21 protein-coding genes are annotated in these 21436 nt (G+C 63.6%); 11 read left to right on the top strand and 10 right to left on the bottom strand.

The window, feature by feature from the left end:
- Positions 1–39 precede the first annotated feature (39 nt).
- The 4 genes from KI243_RS19440 (at position 40) to KI243_RS19425 (ending at position 5058) form a co-directional block, all read left to right on the top strand.
- The gene (locus KI243_RS19440; protein WP_212809771.1) at positions 40–1299 is read left to right on the top strand and encodes an amidase; all 1260 of its coding nucleotides are present in this window, start codon (positions 40–42) and stop codon (positions 1297–1299) included.
- 67 nt (positions 1300–1366) lie between these two features.
- A complete protein-coding gene (locus KI243_RS19435; RefSeq protein WP_212809770.1) occupies positions 1367–2659 on the top strand; it encodes a dicarboxylate/amino acid:cation symporter in 1293 nt (430 codons plus the stop codon).
- 16 nt (positions 2660–2675) lie between these two features.
- Positions 2676–3626 carry a LysR family transcriptional regulator gene (locus KI243_RS19430; protein ID WP_017125201.1) on the top strand — a complete coding sequence of 317 codons (951 nt, stop codon included), beginning with the start codon at positions 2676–2678 and terminating at the stop codon, positions 3624–3626.
- Between the two features lie 154 nt (positions 3627–3780).
- Positions 3781–5058, top strand: a complete 1278-nt coding sequence (locus KI243_RS19425) for a serine/threonine transporter (RefSeq protein ID WP_017125202.1) — start codon at positions 3781–3783, stop codon at positions 5056–5058.
- A gap of 52 nt (positions 5059–5110) precedes the next feature.
- Here the strand turns inward: KI243_RS19425 and KI243_RS19420 are convergent, their stop codons facing one another.
- From KI243_RS19420 to KI243_RS19405, 4 genes are all read right to left on the bottom strand, one after another.
- Positions 5111–5968 carry a LuxR family transcriptional regulator gene (locus tag KI243_RS19420; RefSeq protein WP_017125203.1) on the bottom strand — a complete coding sequence of 286 codons (858 nt, stop codon included), beginning with the start codon at positions 5966–5968 and terminating at the stop codon, positions 5111–5113.
- Between the two features lie 53 nt (positions 5969–6021).
- Positions 6022–7440, bottom strand: coding sequence for an aminotransferase (locus KI243_RS19415; protein ID WP_103032801.1), 1419 nt, complete (start codon positions 7438–7440; stop codon positions 6022–6024).
- A gap of 46 nt (positions 7441–7486) precedes the next feature.
- Complete coding sequence (locus tag KI243_RS19410) at positions 7487–8590, bottom strand: polyamine ABC transporter substrate-binding protein (RefSeq protein WP_017125204.1); 1104 nt, start codon at positions 8588–8590, stop codon at positions 7487–7489.
- Positions 8591–8772: 182 nt separating this feature from the next.
- The gene (locus tag KI243_RS19405) at positions 8773–9597 is read right to left on the bottom strand and encodes an aspartyl/asparaginyl beta-hydroxylase domain-containing protein (protein ID WP_017125205.1); all 825 of its coding nucleotides are present in this window, start codon (positions 9595–9597) and stop codon (positions 8773–8775) included.
- A 277-nt stretch (positions 9598–9874) separates the two neighbouring features.
- On the opposite strand from KI243_RS19405, the gene KI243_RS19400 reads away from it, so the two are divergent.
- The 3 genes from KI243_RS19400 to KI243_RS19390 all read left to right on the top strand — a co-directional run bounded on the left by KI243_RS19400 (position 9875) and on the right by KI243_RS19390 (position 11626).
- Positions 9875–10522: a ribonuclease T2 gene (locus tag KI243_RS19400; protein WP_017125206.1), complete on the top strand. Its 648-nt coding sequence runs from the start codon at positions 9875–9877 to the stop codon at positions 10520–10522.
- A gap of 94 nt (positions 10523–10616) precedes the next feature.
- The gene (locus KI243_RS19395; RefSeq protein WP_017125207.1) at positions 10617–11315 is read left to right on the top strand and encodes an AzlC family ABC transporter permease; all 699 of its coding nucleotides are present in this window, start codon (positions 10617–10619) and stop codon (positions 11313–11315) included.
- Complete coding sequence (locus KI243_RS19390) at positions 11315–11626, top strand: AzlD domain-containing protein (protein WP_167331626.1); 312 nt, start codon at positions 11315–11317, stop codon at positions 11624–11626. The genes KI243_RS19395 and KI243_RS19390 overlap by 1 nt, the downstream gene beginning before the upstream one ends.
- A 45-nt stretch (positions 11627–11671) precedes the next feature.
- Here the strand turns inward: KI243_RS19390 and KI243_RS19385 are convergent, their stop codons facing one another.
- The 6 genes from KI243_RS19385 to KI243_RS19360 all read right to left on the bottom strand — a co-directional run bounded on the left by KI243_RS19385 (position 11672) and on the right by KI243_RS19360 (position 18260).
- Complete coding sequence (locus KI243_RS19385; protein WP_017125209.1) at positions 11672–14026, bottom strand: TonB-dependent receptor; 2355 nt, start codon at positions 14024–14026, stop codon at positions 11672–11674.
- A 78-nt stretch (positions 14027–14104) separates the two neighbouring features.
- Positions 14105–14926 carry a FecR domain-containing protein gene (locus KI243_RS19380; protein WP_178991901.1) on the bottom strand — a complete coding sequence of 274 codons (822 nt, stop codon included), beginning with the start codon at positions 14924–14926 and terminating at the stop codon, positions 14105–14107.
- Positions 14923–15447: an RNA polymerase sigma factor gene (locus tag KI243_RS19375; protein WP_017125211.1), complete on the bottom strand. Its 525-nt coding sequence runs from the start codon at positions 15445–15447 to the stop codon at positions 14923–14925. The genes KI243_RS19380 and KI243_RS19375 overlap by 4 nt, the downstream gene beginning before the upstream one ends.
- 119 nt (positions 15448–15566) lie before the next feature.
- Positions 15567–16049: a nuclear transport factor 2 family protein gene (locus KI243_RS19370; RefSeq protein ID WP_017125212.1), complete on the bottom strand. Its 483-nt coding sequence runs from the start codon at positions 16047–16049 to the stop codon at positions 15567–15569.
- A 90-nt stretch (positions 16050–16139) separates the two neighbouring features.
- Positions 16140–17099 carry a GlxA family transcriptional regulator gene (locus KI243_RS19365; protein WP_017125213.1) on the bottom strand — a complete coding sequence of 320 codons (960 nt, stop codon included), beginning with the start codon at positions 17097–17099 and terminating at the stop codon, positions 16140–16142.
- A gap of 84 nt (positions 17100–17183) precedes the next feature.
- Positions 17184–18260: a GlxA family transcriptional regulator gene (locus tag KI243_RS19360; RefSeq protein WP_244861749.1), complete on the bottom strand. Its 1077-nt coding sequence runs from the start codon at positions 18258–18260 to the stop codon at positions 17184–17186.
- 111 nt (positions 18261–18371) lie between these two features.
- Between KI243_RS19360 and KI243_RS19355 the strand changes: the two genes are divergently transcribed.
- The 4 genes from KI243_RS19355 (at position 18372) to KI243_RS19340 (ending at position 21434) form a co-directional block, all read left to right on the top strand.
- Positions 18372–19241, top strand: a complete 870-nt coding sequence (locus tag KI243_RS19355; RefSeq protein WP_178991900.1) for an ABC transporter substrate-binding protein — start codon at positions 18372–18374, stop codon at positions 19239–19241.
- A gap of 67 nt (positions 19242–19308) precedes the next feature.
- Positions 19309–20097: an amino acid ABC transporter ATP-binding protein gene (locus tag KI243_RS19350; protein WP_244861748.1), complete on the top strand. Its 789-nt coding sequence runs from the start codon at positions 19309–19311 to the stop codon at positions 20095–20097.
- The gene (locus KI243_RS19345) at positions 20098–20754 is read left to right on the top strand and encodes an amino acid ABC transporter permease (protein ID WP_017125217.1); all 657 of its coding nucleotides are present in this window, start codon (positions 20098–20100) and stop codon (positions 20752–20754) included.
- Positions 20751–21434: an amino acid ABC transporter permease gene (locus tag KI243_RS19340; protein ID WP_017125218.1), complete on the top strand. Its 684-nt coding sequence runs from the start codon at positions 20751–20753 to the stop codon at positions 21432–21434. The genes KI243_RS19345 and KI243_RS19340 overlap by 4 nt, the downstream gene beginning before the upstream one ends.
- The last annotated feature ends 2 nt before the right edge of the window (positions 21435–21436 follow it).

Genomic DNA, 21436 nt, shown 5'->3' with positions numbered 1-21436 from the left:
TACTCGCGTCACAAGAACGCCCGGAGGAACACACCGATCATGCAATATCTCGACCGCCGGCCGACTGCCGAACGCCCTCACGATGACCACCGGGCTCCGGCCGCCCTGTTGCAGCCGGGACTGCACGGTGCCTTTGTCCGCGAAGGTTTTGCCCGGGCACCTTTTGTCGCCCGTCATTCCGGCGCCTTGTCAGGCCTGCGCCTGGCGGCCAAGGATGTCTTCGATATCGAGGGACAACGCACCGGTGCCGGCAACCCGCGCTGGCTGGCCCAGCAGGCCCCGGCCACGACGACGGCCGTGGCGGTGCGCCTGCTGCTGGAAGCCGGGGCCGAATGGACTGGCAAGACGGTCACCGACGAACTGGCGTTCAGCCTGGCGGGGATCAACCTGCACTACGGCACACCGTGCAACCCGGCCGACCCGTCACGGATTCCCGGAGGCTCGTCGTCCGGCTCGGCAGTGGCGGTGGCCGCAGGGCTTGCGGATATCGGACTGGGCACCGATTGCGGTGGTTCCTGCCGTTTGCCGGCCAGCTACTGCGGGGTCTGGGGCATGCGCCCGACCCAGGGAAGGATTGCCACGCGCGGTTGTTTCGCCCTGGCCCACAGCTTTGACACCGTGGGCTGGTTCGCCGCCAATGGGGAGCATCTGGCGGCGGTGTTCGCGGTCCTGGCCAACGAGGCCGTGGATGAACACCCGCGAGAAAACCCGCTGTTCCTCCTGAGCGAGGATGCCCTGGCGGTGTGCGACGAGGCGGTGCAGGTGGCGTTCGGCGCCCTGGTCGAACGCCTTGGCAGCACCCTGCAACATACGCTGCTGCCATCGGCCAGCCTGACCCTGGCGGATTACGCCAGGGCCCATCGGGTCCTGCAGGGCGGTGAGATCTGGCAGCAGCACGGGGCCTGGGTCAGCGTCCACCTTGAGCAGCTCGCGGAGGATGTCCGCCAGCGTTTTCTAGCCGGTTCGCGGGTCACCGCACAACAGGTCGCCGCCGAACAGCAGGTGCGCCAGGCTGCGGCGCAGCAACTGGCACGACTTTTTGTCAATGAGTCGAGCTTCCTGCTGTTGCCCACGGTGCCGGCAGTTGCCCCGCGCCTGGACGCCAGCACCGAAGCCATGGAGCAACAGCGCCTGCGTTCCCAGCAGTTGCTGAGCCTTGCCGGCCTGGCCGGCCTGCCACAGGTCAGCCTGCCCTGGATCAGCCTCGACGGGGCTCCGTTGGGCTTGTCGGTGATCGGCCCGCGTGGCAGCGATGCGCGGGTCCTGACCGCGGCACGGTGGCTGCACCGGCACCTCTGACGCGAGCGATGCCTTGCGGATTTTCTCGGGCGGGAAAATCGCCCGATACCTTTTGTGGAGACCAATAATGAAAAGACCCTTCTACAAAGTGCTGTACATCCAGGTCCTCGCCGCGATGCTCCTGGGCATCGCCGTCGGCCACTACTGGCCAGGCCTGGCCGCCGACATGAAGCCGCTGGGCGATGCCTTCATCAAGCTGATCAAGATGGTGATCGGGCCGATCATCTTCTGTACGGTGGTCACCGGTATCGCCGGCATGGACAGCATGAAGAAGATCGGTCGGGTCGGCGGCAAGGCCTTGCTCTACTTCGAGGTGGTTTCGACCCTGGCCCTGGTGATCGGCCTGGTGGCGACCCACTGGCTGACGCCCGGCGCCGGTTTCAACGTCGATCCGGCCAGACTCAATGCCAGCGCGGTGGCCGCCTATGCGGACAAGGCCCACGAACTGAGCACCAGCGGTTTTCTGATGAACATCATCCCGGACACCCTGGTATCGGCTTTCGCCCAGGGCGCGATCCTGCAGATCCTGCTGGTGGCGCTGCTGTTCGGTGCCGTGCTGGCAGGGTTGGGGGAGAAGGCGAGGGCGGTCAACCAGTTGATCGACGACCTGTCCAAGGTGTTGTTCGGGATTGTCGGGATCATCACCCGACTGGCTCCCATCGGTGCCTTTGGCGCCATCGCCTTCACCATCGGTACCTACGGCGTCGGCTCGTTGCTGCCGATGCTGAAGCTGATTGGTACCTTCTATATCACGGCCCTGTTTTTCGTGATCGTGGTTCTGGGGTCGATCGCTCGGTTTGTCGGCTTCAACCTGTTCCGCTTCCTGGCTTATATCAAGGAAGAACTGCTGATCGTCCTCGGCACCAGTTCCGGCGAACCGGTACTGCCGCTGATGATGACCAAGCTGGAACGCCTCGGTTGCTCGCGCTCGGTGGTCGGGTTGGTGATTCCCACCGGTTACTCTTTCAACCTCGACGGCACCAATATCTACATGACCATGTGTGTGCTGTTTATCGCCCAGGCGATGAATATCGAGATCACCTGGGCCCAGCAACTGATCTTGCTAGCGGTGGCGATGGTGACGTCCAAGGGCGCCAGCGGCGTGACCGGCGCTGCCTTTATCACCCTGGCGGCGACCCTGGCAGTGATGCCCACCGTGCCGGTATCCGGACTGGTGTTGATCCTCGGCATCAACCGCTTTCTCAGCGAAGTGGTGGCCCTGACCAATGTGATCGGCAACGGTGTGGCGACGGTGGCGGTGTCGGCCTGGGAGAAGGAACTGGATCGCGAGCGCATGCACCGGGTGCTCAATCGCCTGCCCGAGCCCATGGCGGACAAGGCGCCGGTCATTGCCAAGTGACCTCGGGTAGGGTGTGATGACCGGGCTCTTTCAACGTGGCTCGATCCTCATGCATTACGATCTGGTGGACCTCAAGGTGTTCCTCGCGGTAGCCGAGGAGGGCAACCTGACCCGCGGCGCGGCGCGCTGTCACCTGGCACCGTCTTCGGTCAGCCTGCGCCTCAAGGGCCTGGAAGACGCCATCGGCGCCGCGCTGCTGGTGCGCCAGGCCCGGGGTGTGAAGCTGACCCAGGCCGGCGTGGTGATGCTCGAACACACCCGGCGCTGCCTGGCCCAACTGGAACAGATGCACGCCGACCTGACGCCGTATGTGCAGGGCCTGACCAGCCATATCACCTTCTTTGCCAATAACAACGCCATCAGTTCCTTCCTGCCCGACGATCTGACCCGGTTCTTCGCTGCCTACCCGGCGGTGCGGATCAACCTGGAGGAGCGCATGGGCTCGGAAATCGTCGCGGCGGTGGCGGCGGGCAGGGCGGATATCGGCATCATCGCGGTGGACTCCGATCACCCGGACCTGCAGTTCGTGCCGTACCGCGAAGACCGCTTCGTGATCATCGCACCGTCGGACAGCGCTCTGGCCCGCGAGGCATCCGTGCGTTTTACCGCATGCCTGGGCCGGCCCTTCATCAGCCTGCAAAGCGGTGCCGCGCTGCATACCTACCTGATGAGCCAGGCTGCCCTGGCCGGCGGCTCGCTGGATGTCTGCGTACAGGTTTCGGGTTTCCGTTCGATCGCCCAACTGGTAGCGTCAGGCGCCGGCATCAGCATCGTGCCGTTGTCGACCCTGGCTCCCGACGATGATCGACGCCTGGCGATCATCGAGCTGCGCGAGACCTGGGCCTTGCGTCATCATCGGGTATGTTTTCGCCGGGAAGTTCTGGAAAAACACTACTTTCTGCGACAGTTGGTCGAACTGTTGCACCAGGGCTACCAGGCTCCAGGTGACCGTACAGAGGTTCCCTGAAACACCGGCACAGTCGACCGTTGCTCAGCTAACCCTTTGCTTCTTAAGCTTAATCCCGGACAATCGCGCCCCTCTTATGGCCGGGGCGCTGCCAGTGACACGTTTTTTCCGCCCCGGTCGCGTGGTAATGACCGGCTAACGGAGATTCGACCGGATGAATGACCAGGCCAACAGCGTCGACGAACGCTATGAATCGGCACCCGCTGCACTGAGCAGCTGGAGCCGTCACGACACCACCTGGATGCTGGGCCTGTTCGGCACGGCGATCGGTGCCGGGACCCTGTTCCTGCCGATCAACGCGGGGCTGGGCGGCTTCTGGCCGCTGCTGATCCTGGCGCTGCTGGCGTTCCCCATGACTTTCTACGCCCATCGCGGCCTGACCCGCTTCGTGCTCTCCGGGCGCGACGGCGCGGACATCACCGAGGTGGTGGAAGAACATTTCGGCCTCAAGGCCGGGGCGCTGATCACCTTGCTGTATTTCTTCGCGATCTTCCCGATCCTGCTGATCTACAGCGTGGCCCTGACCAACACCGTCGGCAGCTTCCTCGAACATCAGTTGCATATCACGCCGCCGCCCAGGGCGATCCTGTCCCTGGTGCTGATCCTCGGCCTGCTGGCGGTGGTGCGGTGCGGCGAGCAGGTGATCGTCAAGGCCATGAGCATGATGGTCTACCCGTTCATCGTTGCCTTGCTGTTCCTCGCGGTGTTCCTGATCCCCCACTGGAACGGCGGTATCCTCGCCACGGCCGGCAGCCTGCCGCAGCCTTCGGCACTGCTGCACACGTTGTGGCTGGCGATCCCGGTGATGGTGTTCTCGTTCAACCACTCGCCGATCATTTCCGCCTTCGCGGTGGACCAGAAGCGTCGTTATGGCGTGCATGCCGAAGCTCGTAGCGGCCAGATCCTCTCCCGGGCCCATGGCCTGATGGTGGTGATGGTGCTGTTCTTCGTGTTCAGTTGCGTGCTGACCCTGTCGCCGGCACAACTGGCCGAGGCCAAGGCACAGAACCTGTCGATCCTGTCGTACCTGGCCAACCACTTCAGCAACCCGACCATCGCCTTTGCCGCGCCGCTGATTGCCTTCGTGGCGATCGCCAAGTCGTTCCTGGGGCATTACATCGGTGCCAGCGAAGGTCTCAAGGGCCTGGTGGTGAAGAGTGGCCGCAAGCCGGGGACCAAGGCCCTGGACCGCATGACCGCGGCGTTCATGCTGGTGATCTGCTGGTTGGTGGCGACCCTGAATCCGAGCATCCTCGGCATGATCGAAACCCTCGGCGGGCCGATCATCGCGGCGCTGCTGTTCCTCATGCCGATGTATGCGATTCGTCGCGTACCCGCCATGCGCCAGTACGCCGGGCAGATGTCCAATGTGTTCGTCACCCTGGTGGGCCTGGTGGCGATTTCGGCGTTGATTTACTCGCTGTCGGCCTGAGTCGTTGTCCTTGTGGGAGCTGGCAAGTCAACTCCTGCAGGATCGTGAGCGCTCAGCCTTGGCGTAACCAGTTGATGAACTGCGCGAACAGTTCCGACTGGGAACTGATGCCCAGCTTCAGGTAGAGGTTCTTGCGGTGCATGCGCACGGTTTCTGGGGAGATATTCATTTCCCTGGCCGTGGACTTCACCGAATGGCCGCGCAGCACCATCTGCGCGGCTTCGCGCTCGCGCTCCGTCAGTACCCCGCAACCGAACCGGCTGAAGGCCGCCTGGATCCGCAGATTGACCTCGGCGTCCTGTGCCTGCCCGTCGGCCGGCTGGTCGAACAACAGGGGATTGCGTTGCAGCCCGCGGGCGGCGAACTGGCTCACCAGGGTGCGCACCATCGGTTCGACCGCCCGCAGCAGGTCCAGCTGTGAACTGCTCAGGCTGGCGGCGCCCAGGCCCTGGAACAGGCTGACGGAGATCTTGCTGTGCTCGTCGAGGTTGACGATGTAGTAGCTGTCTTCGGCGCAACCGAGCTTGAGGTAGTAGGTCTTGTAGTACTCGCTGTCGAAGAAGTCGTCCGGGGCGATTTCCTCCAGCGGATAAAAACCTTCGGCCAGGCCGTTCTCCACCGCCAGGCAGAACGGGTCGAGCAGATAACCGCCGGCGAAGTAGCGCTCGATGATCGCATCGCGAAACTCTTCCGGAATACCTTGCAGGTACAGCAACTGCGGCGGTCGATCCTTGCGCTCGAGGCTGATCATCACCGACTCGACCGGCACCAGCTCGCCGAAGGCCAGGGCCAGGTGGCGCAGGCCGTCGGGTTCGTCGAGATGGGCAAAGGCCCCCGCCAGCCCGGCATGCCAGCGATGCAGGGCCTGGAAGGACAGGCGGGTGGCGGTGTCGTCGGGTACGGGGCTCATGCCCCGCAGTCTAACCACCCGTCCCATCGGGCGCAAAGCCGCCGGCAGGACACTCATCGTCCGCCGTATTGACCGCTTTTCTGCAACTCGTCGGCCACTTCGAGGATGCACTCGCGCAGGGTCTCGACGATTTCATCGACCTGGGCCCGACTGATGATCAGCGGTGGCGACATCACGTTCAGATGCATGATCGGCCGTACCAGCAGGCCCCTGGCCTGGGCCCGCAAGTGGATCTTCTCGCCGATGTTCAGCTTGTCGGGAAACAGCTCGCGCGTCTGCTTGTCGGCGACGAACTCGACACAGGCCATCAGCTTCATGCAGCGCACGTCCCCCACCAGCGGCAGATCGCGCAGGCTGCCCAGGCGCTCCTCCAGGTAGTCACCGACCTCATCGACATGCTGCAGCAGGTTTTCCCGCTCGATGATTTCGATGTTCTTCAGGGCGGCGGTGCAGCACACCGGATGGCCGCTGTAGGTGAACCCGTGGGTGAAGCAGCGGCCCTTGCCCGGTTCGCCGATCACGTTCCAGATCCGCTCCGAGAAGATGCAGGCGCCCAGTGGCAGGTACGCCGAAGTCAGGCCCTTGGCGGTGGTGATGATGTCCGGCTGCACGCCGAAGACGTCCCAGGAGGAGAAGAACTTGCCCAGTCGGCCGAAGGAGGTCACCACTTCGTCGGCGACAAACAGGATGTCGTACTGCTGGCAGACTTCCCACATGCGCCGCAGGTAGCCCTTGGGCGGAATGATCACACCGCCGGAGCCCATGATCGGTTCGGCAAAGAACGCCGCGACCTTGTCTTCGCCGATACTGAGAATCTTGTCCTCGAACTCCGCCACGAGGAATTCGAGGAACTGCTCTTCGTCCATGCCATCGGGGGCGCGGTAGGGATTGGGGTTGGATACATGGTGGATGCGTTCGTGGGCGTAGTCGAACTCGGGCACCCGGTCGGCGGCCTTGTTGCCGATCGACATGGCCACGGTGGTGGAGCCGTGGTAGGCGTTGTAGCGGGCGATGATGTGCTTCTTCTGCGGCTTGCCCCGGCTGTTCTGGTAGAACTGCACCAGGCGATAGGCGGTGTCCACGGCGGTGGAGCCGCCGGTGGTGAGGAACACGTGGTCGAGGTCGCCGGGGGCCAGGCTGGCGAGCTTTTCGCAGAGCCGGATGGCTACCGCGTTGGACATGTCGCAGAACGGATTGGAGTAGGCCAGCTGGCGAACCTGGTCGGCAATCGCCTCGGCCATTTCCTCCCGGCCCAGGCCGATATTGGTACACCACATGCCGCCCACGGCATCGAGAAAACGATTGCCCTCGGTGTCGTAGATGTAGGCGCCGTCACCGGCGACGATATTCAGGGCTCCTTGCTCACGGTGCTCGTCGAACATGTGATAGCCGTGCATGTAGTGCGCCTTGTCCGCCTCGACCAGGCTCTGCTGGTCGAATCCGGCGAGAAATGCTTGTGTTGGAATAGCCATGGGCGTGCCCTTTTTCGAAGGTGTGGATCTTTGAGTCATACCGGGCCTACAGGCCGGTCTTTACCGTGTTCCAGACGCGGGTGATGGCCCGCATGTCCTTGGCGTCCTGGGTCTTCTGTGCAAACAGGCGCTGGCGGGTCGCGTCATCCGGGTAGATCGCCGGGTTGGCGCGCACATCGGCATTCACCCGCGGAGTCGACGCGGTGTTGCTGTTGGCGTAGTGGATGAAGTTGGTCACGTCCGCCATGACCTGGGGTTGCAGCAGGTATTCGAGGAACTTGTGCGCATTGGCGACATGGCTGGCATCGCTGGGGATGTACATATTGTCGAACCAGATCAGCGAGCCTTCCTTGGGAATGAAGTACGCCAGCTTGATTTTCAGCCCGGCCTCTTCGGCGCGGGCCTGGGCGGTGGCGGCGTCGCCGGACCAGGTCATGGCCATGCAGATGTCGCCGTTGGGCAGGCTGCTCAGGTAGTTCACCGAGTCGAATTTCTTCAGGTACGGGCGGATCGTCATCAGCAGCTTTTGCGCCGCCTCGAGGTCGTCGGGCCGGGCGCTGCGGGGATCGCGGCCGAGGTAGGTGAGGGCCAGGGGAATGACTTCGGTCGGTGCGTCGAGCAGGGTCACGCCGCAATCGGCGAAGCGTGAGACGATCTTCGGGTCGAAGAGCATGGCCAGGGAGCCGATGGGGGCGTCCGGCATGCGTTCGCGGATCTTCTCGACGTTGTAGGTCACGCCGTTGCTACCCCAGGTATAGGGCGCGGAGTAGACCACGCCGGGGTCATAGCCCTGCAGGTGCTGCAAGGTCTGCGGGTCGAGGTTTTTCCAGTCGGGCAGTTGTTGCTTGTCCAGGGGCTGGAATACCCCGGCCTTGATCAGTGGCGGCACCAGCGAGGCGTTGAGGGTCACCAGGTCGTAGCCGGAATGCCCGGTGAGCAGCTTGGCCTGCACGGTTTCGTAGGAGTCGAAGGTGTCGTAGATGACCTTGATGCCGGTGGCTTTCTCAAAGTCGGCGAGGGTGTTTTCGCCGATGTAGTCGGCCCAGTTGTAGAGGCGCAGGGTTTTCGACGCATCCACTTCTTCTGCGTGCGACGCGGAAAAAGCCGGGACAAGCAGGAGACTCAGGGTTACCACCAACGCCTTGTGCATGGCCATCTCACCTTCGGACTGGATTCGGCTCGGGAAGAGCGGGTGAGTCCACTATTCAGGCAGGGCGAAGCCGGGAACATACTCCGAATGGGTAGGTAGTCGGTTTTGGACAAGTGCTCATGGAGCGAGATGCCCTGGCTGAACGCGGGGTCCGATTCCAGGGCAGTTACAGGTGGGAGGTATTACTGGATCAGTTTCCAGTTCTTGTAGAACACCCGGCGCAGGGCAAAGACCACCCCGGCGAAACCGGCGATCACGCCCTTGAGGATGAACGGCGTGCGTGACGGGCGCACGATATCGATGAACAGGCAGTAGCGCTTGGTATCGTTCTTGTTGAACGAGGCATGCAGCAGCGTGTCATCGAAGATGAACAGCGGATCGTCGTGCCAGAAGTGTTTTTCCTTGCGGCACTGGATGTACACACCGTCATGGTGCGGGGCCGGTGCCATGTTGTAGAGCACCCGGAACATCATGCGCAGCGGACCGAAGTGGAACGAAGTCGACTGGTTGGCGTTGAACACCGAGACGCCAACGGTTTTCACATAAGGGAACTTCTGTTGCAGTTCCCGGATGTCCAGTTCGGTGTCGATCTTGCGTCCGTACCATTGGAAGAACAGCATGCCGCGCTTGTTCTGCGCCATGCGTCCGTCGAGGTAGTCGATGATCTCGTCCTTGTGGCTCATGGCCTTGTCGATGACCTGCTGCAGGTCGCGCTGGCAGTCTTCGGGCAGGTCCTGCATCCGATAGACGCCGCGGTTGCGTCGGCTCACCAGGTCGAACAGGGTATTGAACGGTGCCAGCACCCAGGTGTTGCGGCCGCTGCCGATAAAGTATTTCCTGGCCAGTTCGGCGGTGTAGATGCCATTGCGCAGGAAATCGTATATACCGCAGACCACGACCAGGGCGAGGAAACCGAAGACGGTTTTCGGGAAACAATAGATGATCAAGAGCACGCCCAGTGTCCAGAGGACCGAGACGATTTTCTTGCGGGTGGATCGAGTACTCATGACGCGCTTGCTCCTTCAGAAGCAGAATTCCACATATCAGGACTCAGCCGGCAACGTGCGGCGAAATCCCGAGAAAACCGCATCATGGTGCGCAACCGACGAGGTCGGCATGGCACCTGAGTCGGTGGGCCCGGATGGATGGAAACACAGCCCTCGATCATAAGAAGTCAGGGAGGTGAAAGGTGTAGCAAATGTTACTGTTTTGTAACGAATCTTCATAATTTATTTGACGCCACGGATATTGATTTATGCATCCAACAAGACGCGGGAGAAGGGAATGAGGTGGTTTTCGTGGGTACTGGTGCTTTTCATGGTGTCAGTGGGCGGGGTGCAGGCGGGCCAGGGGCGTGACAAGCAGCGAGGCGAGGCCGGCGAGTTCGATTACTACCTGCTGGCGTTGTCCTGGTCGCCAACGTTCTGCCTGACCCATACCGGCAACGAGCAATGCACGGGCAAGGGCTATGGGTTTGTCCTTCACGGCCTCTGGCCGCAGTACGCGCGGGGTGGTTGGCCGCAGTCCTGCGCGCCATTGACGCCGCTGTCGGCCGAGCAGCGCCAGCAGGGCCTGACGCTGTTTCCGACCGCCAGGCTGATGGAACATGAGTGGAAGAAGCACGGTACCTGCAGCGGCCTGGGCGCCACCGCCTATCTGGATACCACCGACCGGGCGTTGGGCAAGGTACGGATTCCCGAAGCGTTGCAACCCTCGACGGCGGTGCGGGAGTATTCCGCCGAGGAAATCGCCGTGTTGTTCCAGCAGAGCAACCCGGGCATGCCGAGCGATGGCGTGGCAGTGAGTTGCAGCGGTCCGCAACTGTCCGAGGTGAAGGTCTGCCTGAGCCGGGACCTGGGGTACGCGTCCTGTGGCAAGGGCGTGAAGAGCCAGTGCCGGGCCGGCAAGGTCCGCTTGCCGCCAGTTCGTTAAGGGGGGGCGGGCGTCGGTCAAGTTGCAAGATTGTTCAAGACAAGCCGCGGACGCCCTGCCAAAGTCACGCGTCTTTTCCTGAAGCGCGAGTTCTATGTCTGATCACCTTCTGCCCCGCACCGCCTTCCTGCGCGGTGCCGTGGCCATCATGCCGCTGTCCCTGGCGACGGCACCCTGGGGGCTGCTGGCCGGCTCCATGGCCATCGAGGCCAACCTGACCCCCCTGCAAGGCCAGGGCCTGTCGAGCATCGTGTTTGCCGGCGCCGCGCAACTGGTGGCCATCGGCATGCTCAAGGGCGGCGCGGGGATCTTCTCGATCCTGCTGACCACCGCGCTGCTGACCTCGCAGCACCTGTTGTACGGCATGAGCATGCGTTCGGTGATTGCCCCGCTGCCCGGTCGCTGGCGCGTCGGCCTGGGCTTCCTGCTCACCGACGAACTGTTCGCCCTGACCAGCCAGCACGACAAGCAACAGTTCGACCGCTGGTATGCGCTGGGGGTGGGGTTGACGTTCTATATCGCCTGGAACCTGTTCACCCTGGCGGGGATCGTACTGGGCCGCAGTATTCCCGGACTTGAGCACCTGGGGCTGGACTTCTCGATTGCCGCGACCTTTATCGCCCTGATCACCCCGGTGGTGCGCAGTGTGCCGACCGTGGTCTGCGTGGCCGTATCGTTGTTCTGCTCGGTGCTGTTCAGTTACTGGCAGTGGGGTTCGGCGCTGGTGCTGTCGGGACTGGCGGGGATGGCGGCGGGATTTGTCTGCAACAAGCTGTATCGGGGGCGCGAATGATGGTCTGGGCGGTAATCATCGGGATGGGGCTGCTGGTGTTCCTCAACCGCTACGTGTTTCTCGAACCCCGCCTGCCGTTGCGCCTGAGCAGCAACGCCCGGCAGTTTCTCGGCTTTGCCGTGCCGGGCATGCTCACGGCGATCTGCGGACCGATTGTGTTCATGCCCGACCGGCAACTGAACCTGCACCTCGACAACCCGTACCTGATCAGTTCCCTGGTCGCCATCGGGCTGGTGATCTACACCCGCAACACCCTGCTCAGCATGTTGCTGAGCATGGCGTTCTTTTTCCTGCTGCGCTGGTGGTTGTAGGTCGCCAAAGCGTTGTTTCAGAAGCGCTGCTTCAGAATCGAGGCTTCAGAATCGATAGTTGAGCCCCAGGGTCAGCGAGCGCTCCGGTGCCGGCTGGCGACCCCACGGGCTGGTGTCGATCCCGCGGAAGTAATACTCGCGGTTGAACAGGTTGCTGATGCCCGCCGAGGCCGTCAGCACGGTCTTGTCCTGCAGCGGGAACTGGCGCTCGATGGCGGTGTTCCAGACCCAGTAGGCTGGTAGCCGGCCCACGGAGGCGCTGGCATCCTCGGCCCCGGAGTTGGCGGCGTCGGTGTAGGCGCTGCTGACGTACAGGCCGTCGAGGCTGTAGGTCCAGCGTTCGGCGAAGTGGTAACGCCCGTCGACGCTGAACTGGTTGCGCGAGGAGAACGGCACCTCATTGCCCTTGAAGTTGCCATTGCGCTGCTTGGCGTCGAGGTAGGCGTAGCTGGCGTGCAGGTCGAGGTCGGGCAGGGCGCCCGGGGTCCAGAAGATCTCGCTCTCGATGCCCTGATGACGGGTGCTGCCGAGGTTGACGAAGCGGTCGGTGGTGGCGTCGTAGACGATCTGGTCGTCGAAGTCGATGCGGTACACGCCGAGGTCGACACGCAGGCCTTTCCACGGGGTGTAGCGCACGCCGGTCTCGTAGTTCCAGGCCAGTTCGGCGCCGACATCACCCTCCTTGACGATTTGCGTGACCTGCGGTGGGCGCAGGGATTTCTGCGCGTTGGCATACACGTACCAGTCGTCCGTGGCCTGGTAGCCGACCGTCAGGCCGGGCAACCATTCTTCCGACTTGTTGTCGTGCCGGAAGCCGGTAATGCCGTCCTTGTAGTCCATCTGCGCATTTTCATAACGCACGCCGGGGGTGATGGTCAGGCGATTGTTGAACAGGCCGATGGCGTTGCTCAGGTAGAACGCCCTGGCCTCGTCGTTGAACTGCCAGTCGCGGAACGGCGTGGTCTTGCCGGTCGCCACGCTCTGGCGATCGACCTTGTAGTCGATGTCCTCGGCGACGTAGCGGGCGCCCACCAGCCAGGTCTGGCTGAGGCTGTCGCCGTCGATGCTCAGGCTCAGGCGCGGTTCGCTGCCCCAGACCTTGAAATCCCGCGGGCCGTCCTGGCGGCTGGTGGCGGTGCCGTCCGGGGTGAAGGGCAGGCCGACGATAAAATTGCGATAGCTGTCATGGGCGAAGTTGGTCCAGCTGAACTCCACCGAATCGAACGGGCCGATGGCGCCCAGGCGCTGGGTGTAGGTACCCCAGACCCGGTCGGTATTGCCGTCGAAATGATCCAGTGGCCGGGTCGACTGACGTGGGTCGTCGCGGTAGTCCTTGACGCTCAGGGCGCCCGCCAGGTCCATGTCGGCCTCGTAGTGCTGCACGCCGAAGCTCAGCTCGCGGTCGTCGTCGATATTCCACTGGCCGCGCAGGCGGTAGTTCTGGATATCGGTGTCCGAGTGCTCCCGTCCGGCTTCGCCCGAGATCGTATTGAGGTCCAGTTGCAGGCCGAAGTTGTCGGTCAGGTAGCCGCCGGTGCCGAAGTAGGTGTCCCACAACTGGCGCCCGCCGGCGTTGAAGGTGGTGCGCTCCTGCAGGGTGTTTTCCCATTCGCGGGGAATCGGCTTGCTGATGAAGTTGATGACTCCGCCGACGTTGTTCGGCCCGTACTGCACGGCGGCACCACCGCGCACGATATCGATGCGATCGACGGTGGCCATGGTCACCGGGAACAGCGACAAGCCGGTCTGCCCGTAGGGCGCGAGGGCCAGCGGAATACCGTCGGACAGCGCCTGGATCCTCCCGCTGCGGCTTTCGTACAGGCCGCGCACGGCGATCTGCGGCAGGGCGCCGGTGCCGGTCTCGTCGAAGATCTTGACCCCGGGCACCCGTTGCAGGGCATCGTCGACCCCGCGCACGCTGGCCTTGTCCAGGTTGTCCGCGCCAACCACCGTGCGGCTGCCGGCGTAGGTCAGTACCTGCGGATCGCTGGCGCTGCCCAGCACGTCACCCTTGATCACCATGGGTGCGATATAGGACACCTCGGCCGGTTTGGCCGCCGGGGCCGGTGCAGCAGCGGCCGGGACGATGACGAAGGTCCTCTCGTCCTTGACCCGGGTTTGCAGGCCGCTGTTGTCGAGCAGTCGCGCCAGCGCTTCCTGCGGGGTGAAACTGCCCTTGAGGGCGGGTGTGGTCCGCTCCTGTGCGATGTCGCTGGCAAACAGGATCTGCACCGACGACTGGCGTGCCAGGGCATTGAGCGCCTGGTCCAGGCGCGAGCTCGGCAGGTCGAGCAGGACCTTGTCCTCGGCCTGGGCCGAGAGGGCGAACAGCAGGCTGCCGGTCAGCAGGGGCAAGGACAGTGACAGGGGCAGGCGAGCGCTGCGCAGGCGTGGCTTCATGGGCGATGTTCCTTGGAAAACAGGGGGCTTTGACTACCTGCCGTTTCTCGCCCGGAAAAACCCTACCTGCCGGCTCGATTATTTTTTTCCGCTCTTGCGGCGCACGTGCAAGGTCCCGTCGCTCTCGCTGTGCAGACTCAAGGGCAGGATGCCCGGCAGCAGGGCGAGCAGGTCCTCGACCTTGCTGCTGTCGAACACCCCGGTGATAGGCAGGCCGGCCAGGCTCGGATCGTCGAGGCGAATCGGCGCCGTGCGATAGCGCTGGATCCGTGCCAGGGCGTCGGCCAATGGCGTGCGGTCGAAGATCAGGCGGTTGTCCTTCCAGGCGATCGCCGCCTCGGCGTCCACGCCGAGCGGTTGCAGGTGTCGCCCCGGACCTGTCTCGACCTGTTGACCGGGGGCCAGTTGCACATGACGACCGTCCGCGGTATCGACGTCGACCTTGCCGCGTACCAGGGTCACGCGCGCACCCTGGTCAAGGCGATCGACACTGAACAGCGTGCCCAGCACCCGCACCCGGGTCGTGCCCGCTTCCACTTCGAAGGGCCTGAAAACGGTTTTCGAGACATCGAACAGCGCCTGGCCGGCCTGCAGTTCCACCCGTCGCGAGCGCAGGTGCCATTCGACGGTGACCCGGCTGTTGCTGTCCAGGGTCATGCGGCTGCCATCGGCTAGCGCCAGTACGCGTCGCTCGCCGACGGCGCTGGCATGGGACTCGCGGTGATAGGCCGGGTCCAGCCAGCCCAGCCCGGCGGCCAGCAGCATCGCCAACAGGGCGCCCACCACGGCCTTGCGTGGTTTGCGCGGCCTGGGCTCGGGCAGGGGAAAGCGTTTGCGCAATTCTTCGCGATGTCGCGCCAGGGCTTCTTCTTCGCGGGACGGCGGGGGCAGGGTGGTCATGATACAGGTTCCGACAGGTCGAGCCTGGCGCGGCAGGCGGCCAGGCCGAGCTTCAAGTGCTTTTCCACGGTTTTCAGGGAAATCCCCAGGCGTGTCGCGACTTCCGCCTGCGGCAACTGGTGGATCTTGTGCATCACGAAGACCATCCGGCAGCGCGGCGGCAACGCCTCGATGGCCTGGGCCAGGTACTCCAGCTCGCGCTCGGCTTCATACTGGCGAGGTGGCGACGGCGCCTCGCTGGCGGCCTCGAACGGCTCGGGCAACTCGACGATCCAGGCCTGGCGCCGCCGTTCGCTGCGGTAGCGGTCGATGGCCTGGTCGTGGGAGATCTTGCGCAGCAGCGCCAGGGGCGTGCGCACGTCCTCCGACTGGCGTTTCTCCAGCAGTTGCACGCAGACATCGTGCACCACTTCGCGGGCAAAGCCGCGATCGCCAAAGCGTCGGCGCACGTGATCGACCAGTTCGTCGTAGTGACGCACCAGGGTGCTGAGCAGGGATGGCTTGGCAGGGTCGAACGGCATGATGGACCTGGAACGAGGCAGTGCAGGCGCAAATATAAATGAGAAGCCTTTTCATTCATAGCGCAAGCCATCTCGACAGGGCCGGAGGTCATTCCGGCCGGTCAGGTCCGTGGCGGGGGTTATTTGAAGTTGGTATCGGCCACTGGCATGATCGTCGCGACCCGCCAGCCGTCGGCGCCGCGCAGCAGGGTCTGGCTGATCAGGAAGGTGTTTTTCTGCGGTGCTTCCCCGGCATGGCTGCGGGTGAAGGTCACGGGCACGAGGATCTGCGCCACGCTGTCATTGAGCTGGGTGATGCGCAACCGGCTCATGTCCGGGTCCAGTTGCCAGACGCCCTGATAGTAGTCCTTCAGGCGCTCGACCACCGCGTCCGGGCCCCAGTTCGCACCGCCCCGGGCATACCAGAGCATCTGTGGCGAATCCCAGAGCATCGCGCGGATCTGCTTGAGGTCGTGGGCGTTCTGCGCCTTGACGAAATCGGTGAAGAAACCGCGCACTTCGTCCTCGTTCGAGGCGGCGAAGGCACTGTGGCTCGAAAGGGTGAGCAGCGCACCCAGCAATAACGAGCAGGTCGCGATACGGGTGATGGAAAGCAGTTGCATGGTGTCTCCTGGCAGGCGTTCTGCGATGGCTTGTAGGGTGACTCAGCGTAATCGCCCGAAGCCCGTGAAACGTGTCGTTTAACCCTCGTTTCAGGCCATGGTTTCGCCTTGTCGGGGCTTGTCCACCTGGCGGGCATTGCGGCGCATGGCCCGTGGCGGTTCGCCGAACGCACGGACAAAGGCGCGGCGCATTCGCTCGCTGTCGCCAAATCCGGTCTGGCGGGCGATGGCTTCTATCGGGTGGCGGCCTTCCTGGATCAGCACCAGTGCCGCGTCGATACGCAGTTTTTCGATGGCCTTGGCCGGGGAGGTGCCGGTCTGCTCGCGAAAGGCCCGGCTGAACTGGCGGCTGCTCAGGTGGGCGGCCTGGGCCAGCCGCTCCAGGCTCAACTCGGTGTGCAGGTGATTTTGCGCGTAGGCCAGGGCAACCTGGATGCGATCGGAACGTTGTTCTTCCAGCAGCGCCGATGACTGTGGCTGACCACCGGCCCGGCGGCTTTGCAGGATAAAGGTCTTCGACACGGCCCGCGCCAGGTCGGCACCGAGGTCTTTCTCGACCATGGTCAGTGCCTGGTCGATACCCGCGGTCATCCCGGCCGAGGTCCACAATGAGCCGTCGACGACGAACAGGCGCTCTTCGTCCAGCCTGACCCTGGGGTAACGGGCGCGGAATTGCGGGGCGAAGAACCAGTGGGTGGTGGCCTGGCGGCCGTCGAGCAACCCGGCCTCGGCAAGAAAAAAGGTTCCCGAACAGGTGGCCGCCAGGCGCCGGCAGCTTTGCGCCGCCTGGCGCAGGTAGGCGAGCAGCGCGGACGTGAAGGGGCGTTCGTTGCCGCCGCCGATGATCACCGTATCGTATTCGTCAGCCGTGAAAGGCTCGGTCTGCACCACGATCCCCACGGAGCTGCGCACGGCACCACCGCCCTCCGATAGCAGGCGTACGTCATAGTGAGGCTTGCCGAGCAGGCTGTTGGCCGTTTCGAACACCGAGAGCGCGGAGAAGCTCATCACGCCGAAACCGGGAAAGACGATAAAACCGATACGCAGCATAGGGCTCCCGGACATCCTGAACCTGAAAGCGAATAGATTACCCTGAACATGCAAAGGTGTTGAATGAATACGCCTTGCCGACGCTTATTCCCCGGCGTGTTTCAACAGCTCCTTGCGCAACTTGCCGGGCGACAGGCCGAACAGGCTCTGGAAATGCCGGATGAAATGCGGTGCGTCGGCGAAGCCGCATTCGAAGGCGATTTCGCCGATCTGGCGATCCGAACTGACCAGCAGCCAGCGTCCATAGCGTAGCCGTACCTGGCGGTAGAACTGCGCCGGGCTGGTATCGGTTTCGGCCATGAACAACCTTTCCAGCTGGCGTTTGCTGGTGCCGACCCAGTGGGCGATCGCCTCGATCTCCAGGGGTTCGGCCATGTGCTTTTCCATCAGCATCACCGCTTCGTGCAGACGCCGGTTGGATGAACTGGCGTAGCCGAGGGCCTTGCGCCGGTCGAGGAAGCTGCCGCTGCCGCTCTTGGCCACGGTCATCTGGTGCACCACCTTGCCGGCGCGGTCCGGGCCGCAGTGCATGCCGATCAGATGCACCGCCAGTTCGATCACCGAGACGCCGCCGGCACAGGTGATGCGGTCCTTGTCGATGAGGAAGTCGTTGTGGGTGATAAACCGCAGCGTCGGGAACAGGCGCTTCCAGTCATTGGCATGGTAGGCATGTACGCAGGCGGTGCGACCTTCCATCAGTCCGTGGCGGGCCAGCACGAAGCTGCCGGTACACAGGCCGATCAGCGGCACGCCCGCCGCCGCGGCCTGGTGCAGGAACGCCGGGTAGCTCCTGGGCACATCGGCCAGGGAGTCCAGCAGGCCACCGATGACCACGATGTAGTCGAAACGTTGCGGGTCGCCCATTTCGCTGTCGATGGGCACGTCCAGCCCGCCGCTGGACACGACCCGCTGCCCCGGCGTGCCCAGCACCTTCCATTCGCAACGGATCGGTCGGCTCTGGTCGCCGGTGTCGGCGGCATGACGCAGCGCGTCGGTCAGCCCGGACAACGACAGCAGCGGAAAACGCGGCCAGAGCACGATGCCCACCGACAGTTCGGCGGTCCCGCGACGCTTGTGCGACGAGGGAGCCGATTGCTGGTCGAGTCGCGCCACCAGGCTCTGTTCGTCAGCCTGGTCCGCGGTTTCATCTGGATGTCGCAAATATTCAATCATTCGTGCAAAGCATCCAACTGGTTGAACCGCCCTCGGCCCTAGGATGGAGGCCTGCCCAACGTCCTGTCGTTCAATAAGAAAACCAACGAGGTGCATACGATGAACAAGTCTGGCATTCAACGCTTTACCGGCCTTTGCGCCGGATTGATGCTGTCCCTGCTGGCTTCGGCCCCGGTGCTCGCGCTGGATACCGTGGAGCCGGGCAGCCTGACCATCGCGTTCAGCGGCGACATGCCGGGAACCGGTTATCAAGATAGCAAGATGGTCGGCTATGACGGTGAAATCCTTCAACAAATTTCTGAGAGACTGGGGCTCAAGGTCAAGCCGGCGCTGATGGAGTGGTCGGGGACCATTGCTTCAGTGCAGGCTCGCCGCGTGGACGTGATGGCCGGGACCATGGGCTGGACCGAACAGCGCTCGAAGATCATGGCCCTGAGCGATCCGATCCACTATTTCAAGAACGGTATCACCCAGACCGGGAAGACCGACTGGAAGACCCTCAAGGACTTGCAGGGCAAGAAGGTCGGGACCATCACCGGGTTCTCCTTCATTCCTGAAATGCGCAGGATCCCCGGGCTGCAAGTGACGCTCTACGACACCTCGGACGCCGCCGTGCGCGACCTGCTGGCCGGGCGTATCGACGCGGTGATCGGTGATCCGCCGGTCATGCAATACGCCATTTCGCGCAATGCCCAATGGCACCTGCACTTCAACGCCTTTACCGACAACGATCCGGATTTCCCGCTGCTGACCGGACTGGGCCAGGTGGTGTTCGGTTTCAACAAGGACAATCCGCAGCTGCTGGCGGCGGTCAACGAACAGATCCAGACGCTCTGGAAAACCTGCGAGATGCGCAAGATCGGCGCCCGCTATGGCCTGACCCAGGATGTCTGGTTCATGCCCCAGGGCAAGGACCTTCGCCTGAGCGTCGACCGTCCGGCGGACTGGAAACTGCCTGGCTGCCAATAACAAAGCGTGGTGCGCAGGGGCGTCCTGTCGACCCTGCGCCAGACCGAGAAAAAAGCGGGTGAGCAACATGTCCGACCTGATGGAACCTGCGCTGCTGCGCGTGTGTGACCTGTACAAGCATTATGGCGACCTGGCGGTGCTCAAGGGCATCAGCCTGGAACTCAAGGCCGGGGAAACCCTGTCGCTGATCGGCCCCAGCGGCTCCGGCAAATCGACCTGCCTGCGCTGTATCAATTACCTGGAGAAACCCAGCCAGGGTGAGATCTGGCTTGGCGATGAGCTGATCGGGCAGGCCGCGGACGGCTCGCGCCGGCGCTTGCTGAGCGATCGGGAAATGGCCCCGCAACGCCTGGAGATCGCCATGGTCTTCCAGCTGTTCTACCTGTGGCCGCACTTGAACGTACGCGACAATGTCGCGCTGGGGTCGATCAAGGCCCGCGGCATGCCGCGCAAGCAGGCCTATGAACTGGCCGAGGCGATGCTGGAGAAGGTCCATCTGAGGCACAAGGCCGATGCCTATCCCGAGCAGTTGTCCGGCGGGCAGCAACAACGGGTGGCGATTGCCCGGGCGCTGGCACAGCAACCCAAGGTGATCCTGTTCGACGAGCCGACCTCGGCCCTCGACCCGGAGCTGGTGGGCGAGGTCCTGGCGGTGATCCGCGAGCTGGCCGAGGAGGGGCGGACCATGATCATGGTGACCCATGAAGTCCGCTTTGCCCGCGACGTGGCCGACCGGGTGATCTTCATGGACGGCGGTCACATCGTCGAACAGGGACCTTCGGCCCAGGTGATCGATCATCCCAGCCACGAGCGCACCCGCAGCTTCCTCGGGCGCATGGCCATGGAGAACGCTTGAATGAGCAGCCTCCAGACCTTTTTCGGGTTATTGCCCCTGCTGCTGAGCGGTGCGCTGGCGGCGCTGGAGATCGCCCTGTGCACCCTGGTGCTGGCGAGTATCGGTGGCCTGGCGCTGGCGGTATGGCTGACCTTCAGCCGTTCGCGCCTGGTGCGGGCGGGGATCGCCTGCTACATCGAGTGGATGCGCAATGTGCCGGCCCTCGCGCATCTGTTCCTGATCTATTTCGGCCTGTCGTACCTGGGGATCAATCTGCCCGCCTGGCTGGCGGCCATCGCCGGCCTGAGCCTGGTGGGCAGCGCGGTGCTCTGCGACATCTTCCGCGCCGGCCTGCAGTCGCTGCATGTCGGGCAATACGAGGCGGGCCTGGCGGTCGGCCTGACCCGTGCGCAGATCCTGGCGAGCATTCTCTTGCCGCAGTCGCTGCGCCGCTCGTTGCCGGCGTTCGCCAACTATGTCACGCAACTGATCAAGGACACGTCCATCGCCTCGGCCATCGCCGTGCCGGAGATCATGTTCCTGGCGCGCAACCTGGTGACATCGACCTTCCAGACCTCGCTGATCTACTTCGCGGTGATGTGTATCTACGCGGCGATGATCCTGCCCATCGGCCTGGGCTTTATCCGTCTTGAACGGCAGTGGGGGAGCGCACGATGATCGCCTTCTTCGCGCAATACCCCGAGTACTGGAGCGACTGGACGGCGCGCCTGCTGCAAGGGGGCGTGGTCACGGCGAAACTGTCGCTGGCCGGCTTTGCCCTGGCGGCGCTGCTCGGCAGCTTGCTGACCTGGGCCTTGCGCAGCCCGTTTGCCTGGCTGCGTCGCCCGGCGGCGTACTTCATCCAGGGCATGCGTGCGCTGCCGCTGCTGGCCTTGCTGCTGGCGCTGTATTTCTCCCTGCCGAGCCTGGGCCTGACCCTGTCCGGTTTCGCCGCCGGTGTCCTCGGACTGGGATTGCAGGGCAGCGCCTATGTCGCCGAGATCCTGCGCGGTGGCCTGGATGCCCTGCACCGCGGACAGCGCGAGTCGGCGATAGCCGTCGGCCTGACACCGTTCCAGGCCTTTACCGCGGTGATCCTGCCCCAGGCGATTCGCGGGATGCTGCCACCGTTGCTCAACGCCTATGTGTCGATCCTCAAGGACAGTTCGCTGTGCGCCCTGATCGCCACCGATGAACTGATGCTGGCCGCCCGGGCGATTGCCTCGGAGAGTTTCCTGCCGATGCATATTTTCCTGTTGGTCGGCCTGTTCTATTTCGTGATCGCGTTCCCGCTTTCCCTGCTGTCGCGTGTGCTTGAGAAGCGCTTTTCCCGTGGCCGCAAAAGCCTGAGAGGTTGACT

The sequence above is a fragment of the Pseudomonas sp. Ost2 genome (assembly GCF_018326065.1).
Taxonomy (GTDB): Bacteria; Pseudomonadota; Gammaproteobacteria; order Pseudomonadales; family Pseudomonadaceae; genus Aquipseudomonas; species Aquipseudomonas gingeri.
Note: the sequence above shows the minus strand (reverse complement) of the source record. Positions and strands in the feature narration are given on the sequence as shown.

What these genes read in the sequence shown, in the direction of transcription:
- KI243_RS19365 (WP_017125213.1), bottom strand. Translation starts at nt 17,099, where the DNA reads ATGCTGCGTATCGGTTTTATCGTCTTTCCCGGTTTCGGCGTGATGAGC.
- KI243_RS19440 (WP_212809771.1), top strand. Translation starts at nt 40, where the DNA reads ATGCAATATCTCGACCGCCGGCCGACTGCCGAACGCCCTCACGATGAC.
- KI243_RS19385 (WP_017125209.1), bottom strand. Translation starts at nt 14,026, where the DNA reads ATGAAGCCACGCCTGCGCAGCGCTCGCCTGCCCCTGTCACTGTCCTTG.
- KI243_RS19390 (WP_167331626.1), top strand. Translation starts at nt 11,315, where the DNA reads ATGGTCTGGGCGGTAATCATCGGGATGGGGCTGCTGGTGTTCCTCAAC.
- KI243_RS19435 (WP_212809770.1), top strand. Translation starts at nt 1,367, where the DNA reads ATGAAAAGACCCTTCTACAAAGTGCTGTACATCCAGGTCCTCGCCGCG.
- KI243_RS19425 (WP_017125202.1), top strand. Translation starts at nt 3,781, where the DNA reads ATGAATGACCAGGCCAACAGCGTCGACGAACGCTATGAATCGGCACCC.
- KI243_RS19405 (WP_017125205.1), bottom strand. Translation starts at nt 9,597, where the DNA reads ATGAGTACTCGATCCACCCGCAAGAAAATCGTCTCGGTCCTCTGGACA.
- KI243_RS19355 (WP_178991900.1), top strand. Translation starts at nt 18,372, where the DNA reads ATGAACAAGTCTGGCATTCAACGCTTTACCGGCCTTTGCGCCGGATTG.
- KI243_RS19420 (WP_017125203.1), bottom strand. Translation starts at nt 5,968, where the DNA reads ATGAGCCCCGTACCCGACGACACCGCCACCCGCCTGTCCTTCCAGGCC.
- KI243_RS19395 (WP_017125207.1), top strand. Translation starts at nt 10,617, where the DNA reads ATGTCTGATCACCTTCTGCCCCGCACCGCCTTCCTGCGCGGTGCCGTG.
- KI243_RS19375 (WP_017125211.1), bottom strand. Translation starts at nt 15,447, where the DNA reads ATGCCGTTCGACCCTGCCAAGCCATCCCTGCTCAGCACCCTGGTGCGT.
- KI243_RS19350 (WP_244861748.1), top strand. Translation starts at nt 19,309, where the DNA reads ATGTCCGACCTGATGGAACCTGCGCTGCTGCGCGTGTGTGACCTGTAC.
- KI243_RS19400 (WP_017125206.1), top strand. Translation starts at nt 9,875, where the DNA reads ATGAGGTGGTTTTCGTGGGTACTGGTGCTTTTCATGGTGTCAGTGGGC.
- KI243_RS19380 (WP_178991901.1), bottom strand. Translation starts at nt 14,926, where the DNA reads ATGACCACCCTGCCCCCGCCGTCCCGCGAAGAAGAAGCCCTGGCGCGA.
- KI243_RS19370 (WP_017125212.1), bottom strand. Translation starts at nt 16,049, where the DNA reads ATGCAACTGCTTTCCATCACCCGTATCGCGACCTGCTCGTTATTGCTG.
- KI243_RS19345 (WP_017125217.1), top strand. Translation starts at nt 20,098, where the DNA reads ATGAGCAGCCTCCAGACCTTTTTCGGGTTATTGCCCCTGCTGCTGAGC.
- KI243_RS19340 (WP_017125218.1), top strand. Translation starts at nt 20,751, where the DNA reads ATGATCGCCTTCTTCGCGCAATACCCCGAGTACTGGAGCGACTGGACG.
- KI243_RS19415 (WP_103032801.1), bottom strand. Translation starts at nt 7,440, where the DNA reads ATGGCTATTCCAACACAAGCATTTCTCGCCGGATTCGACCAGCAGAGC.
- KI243_RS19430 (WP_017125201.1), top strand. Translation starts at nt 2,676, where the DNA reads ATGACCGGGCTCTTTCAACGTGGCTCGATCCTCATGCATTACGATCTG.
- KI243_RS19410 (WP_017125204.1), bottom strand. Translation starts at nt 8,590, where the DNA reads ATGCACAAGGCGTTGGTGGTAACCCTGAGTCTCCTGCTTGTCCCGGCT.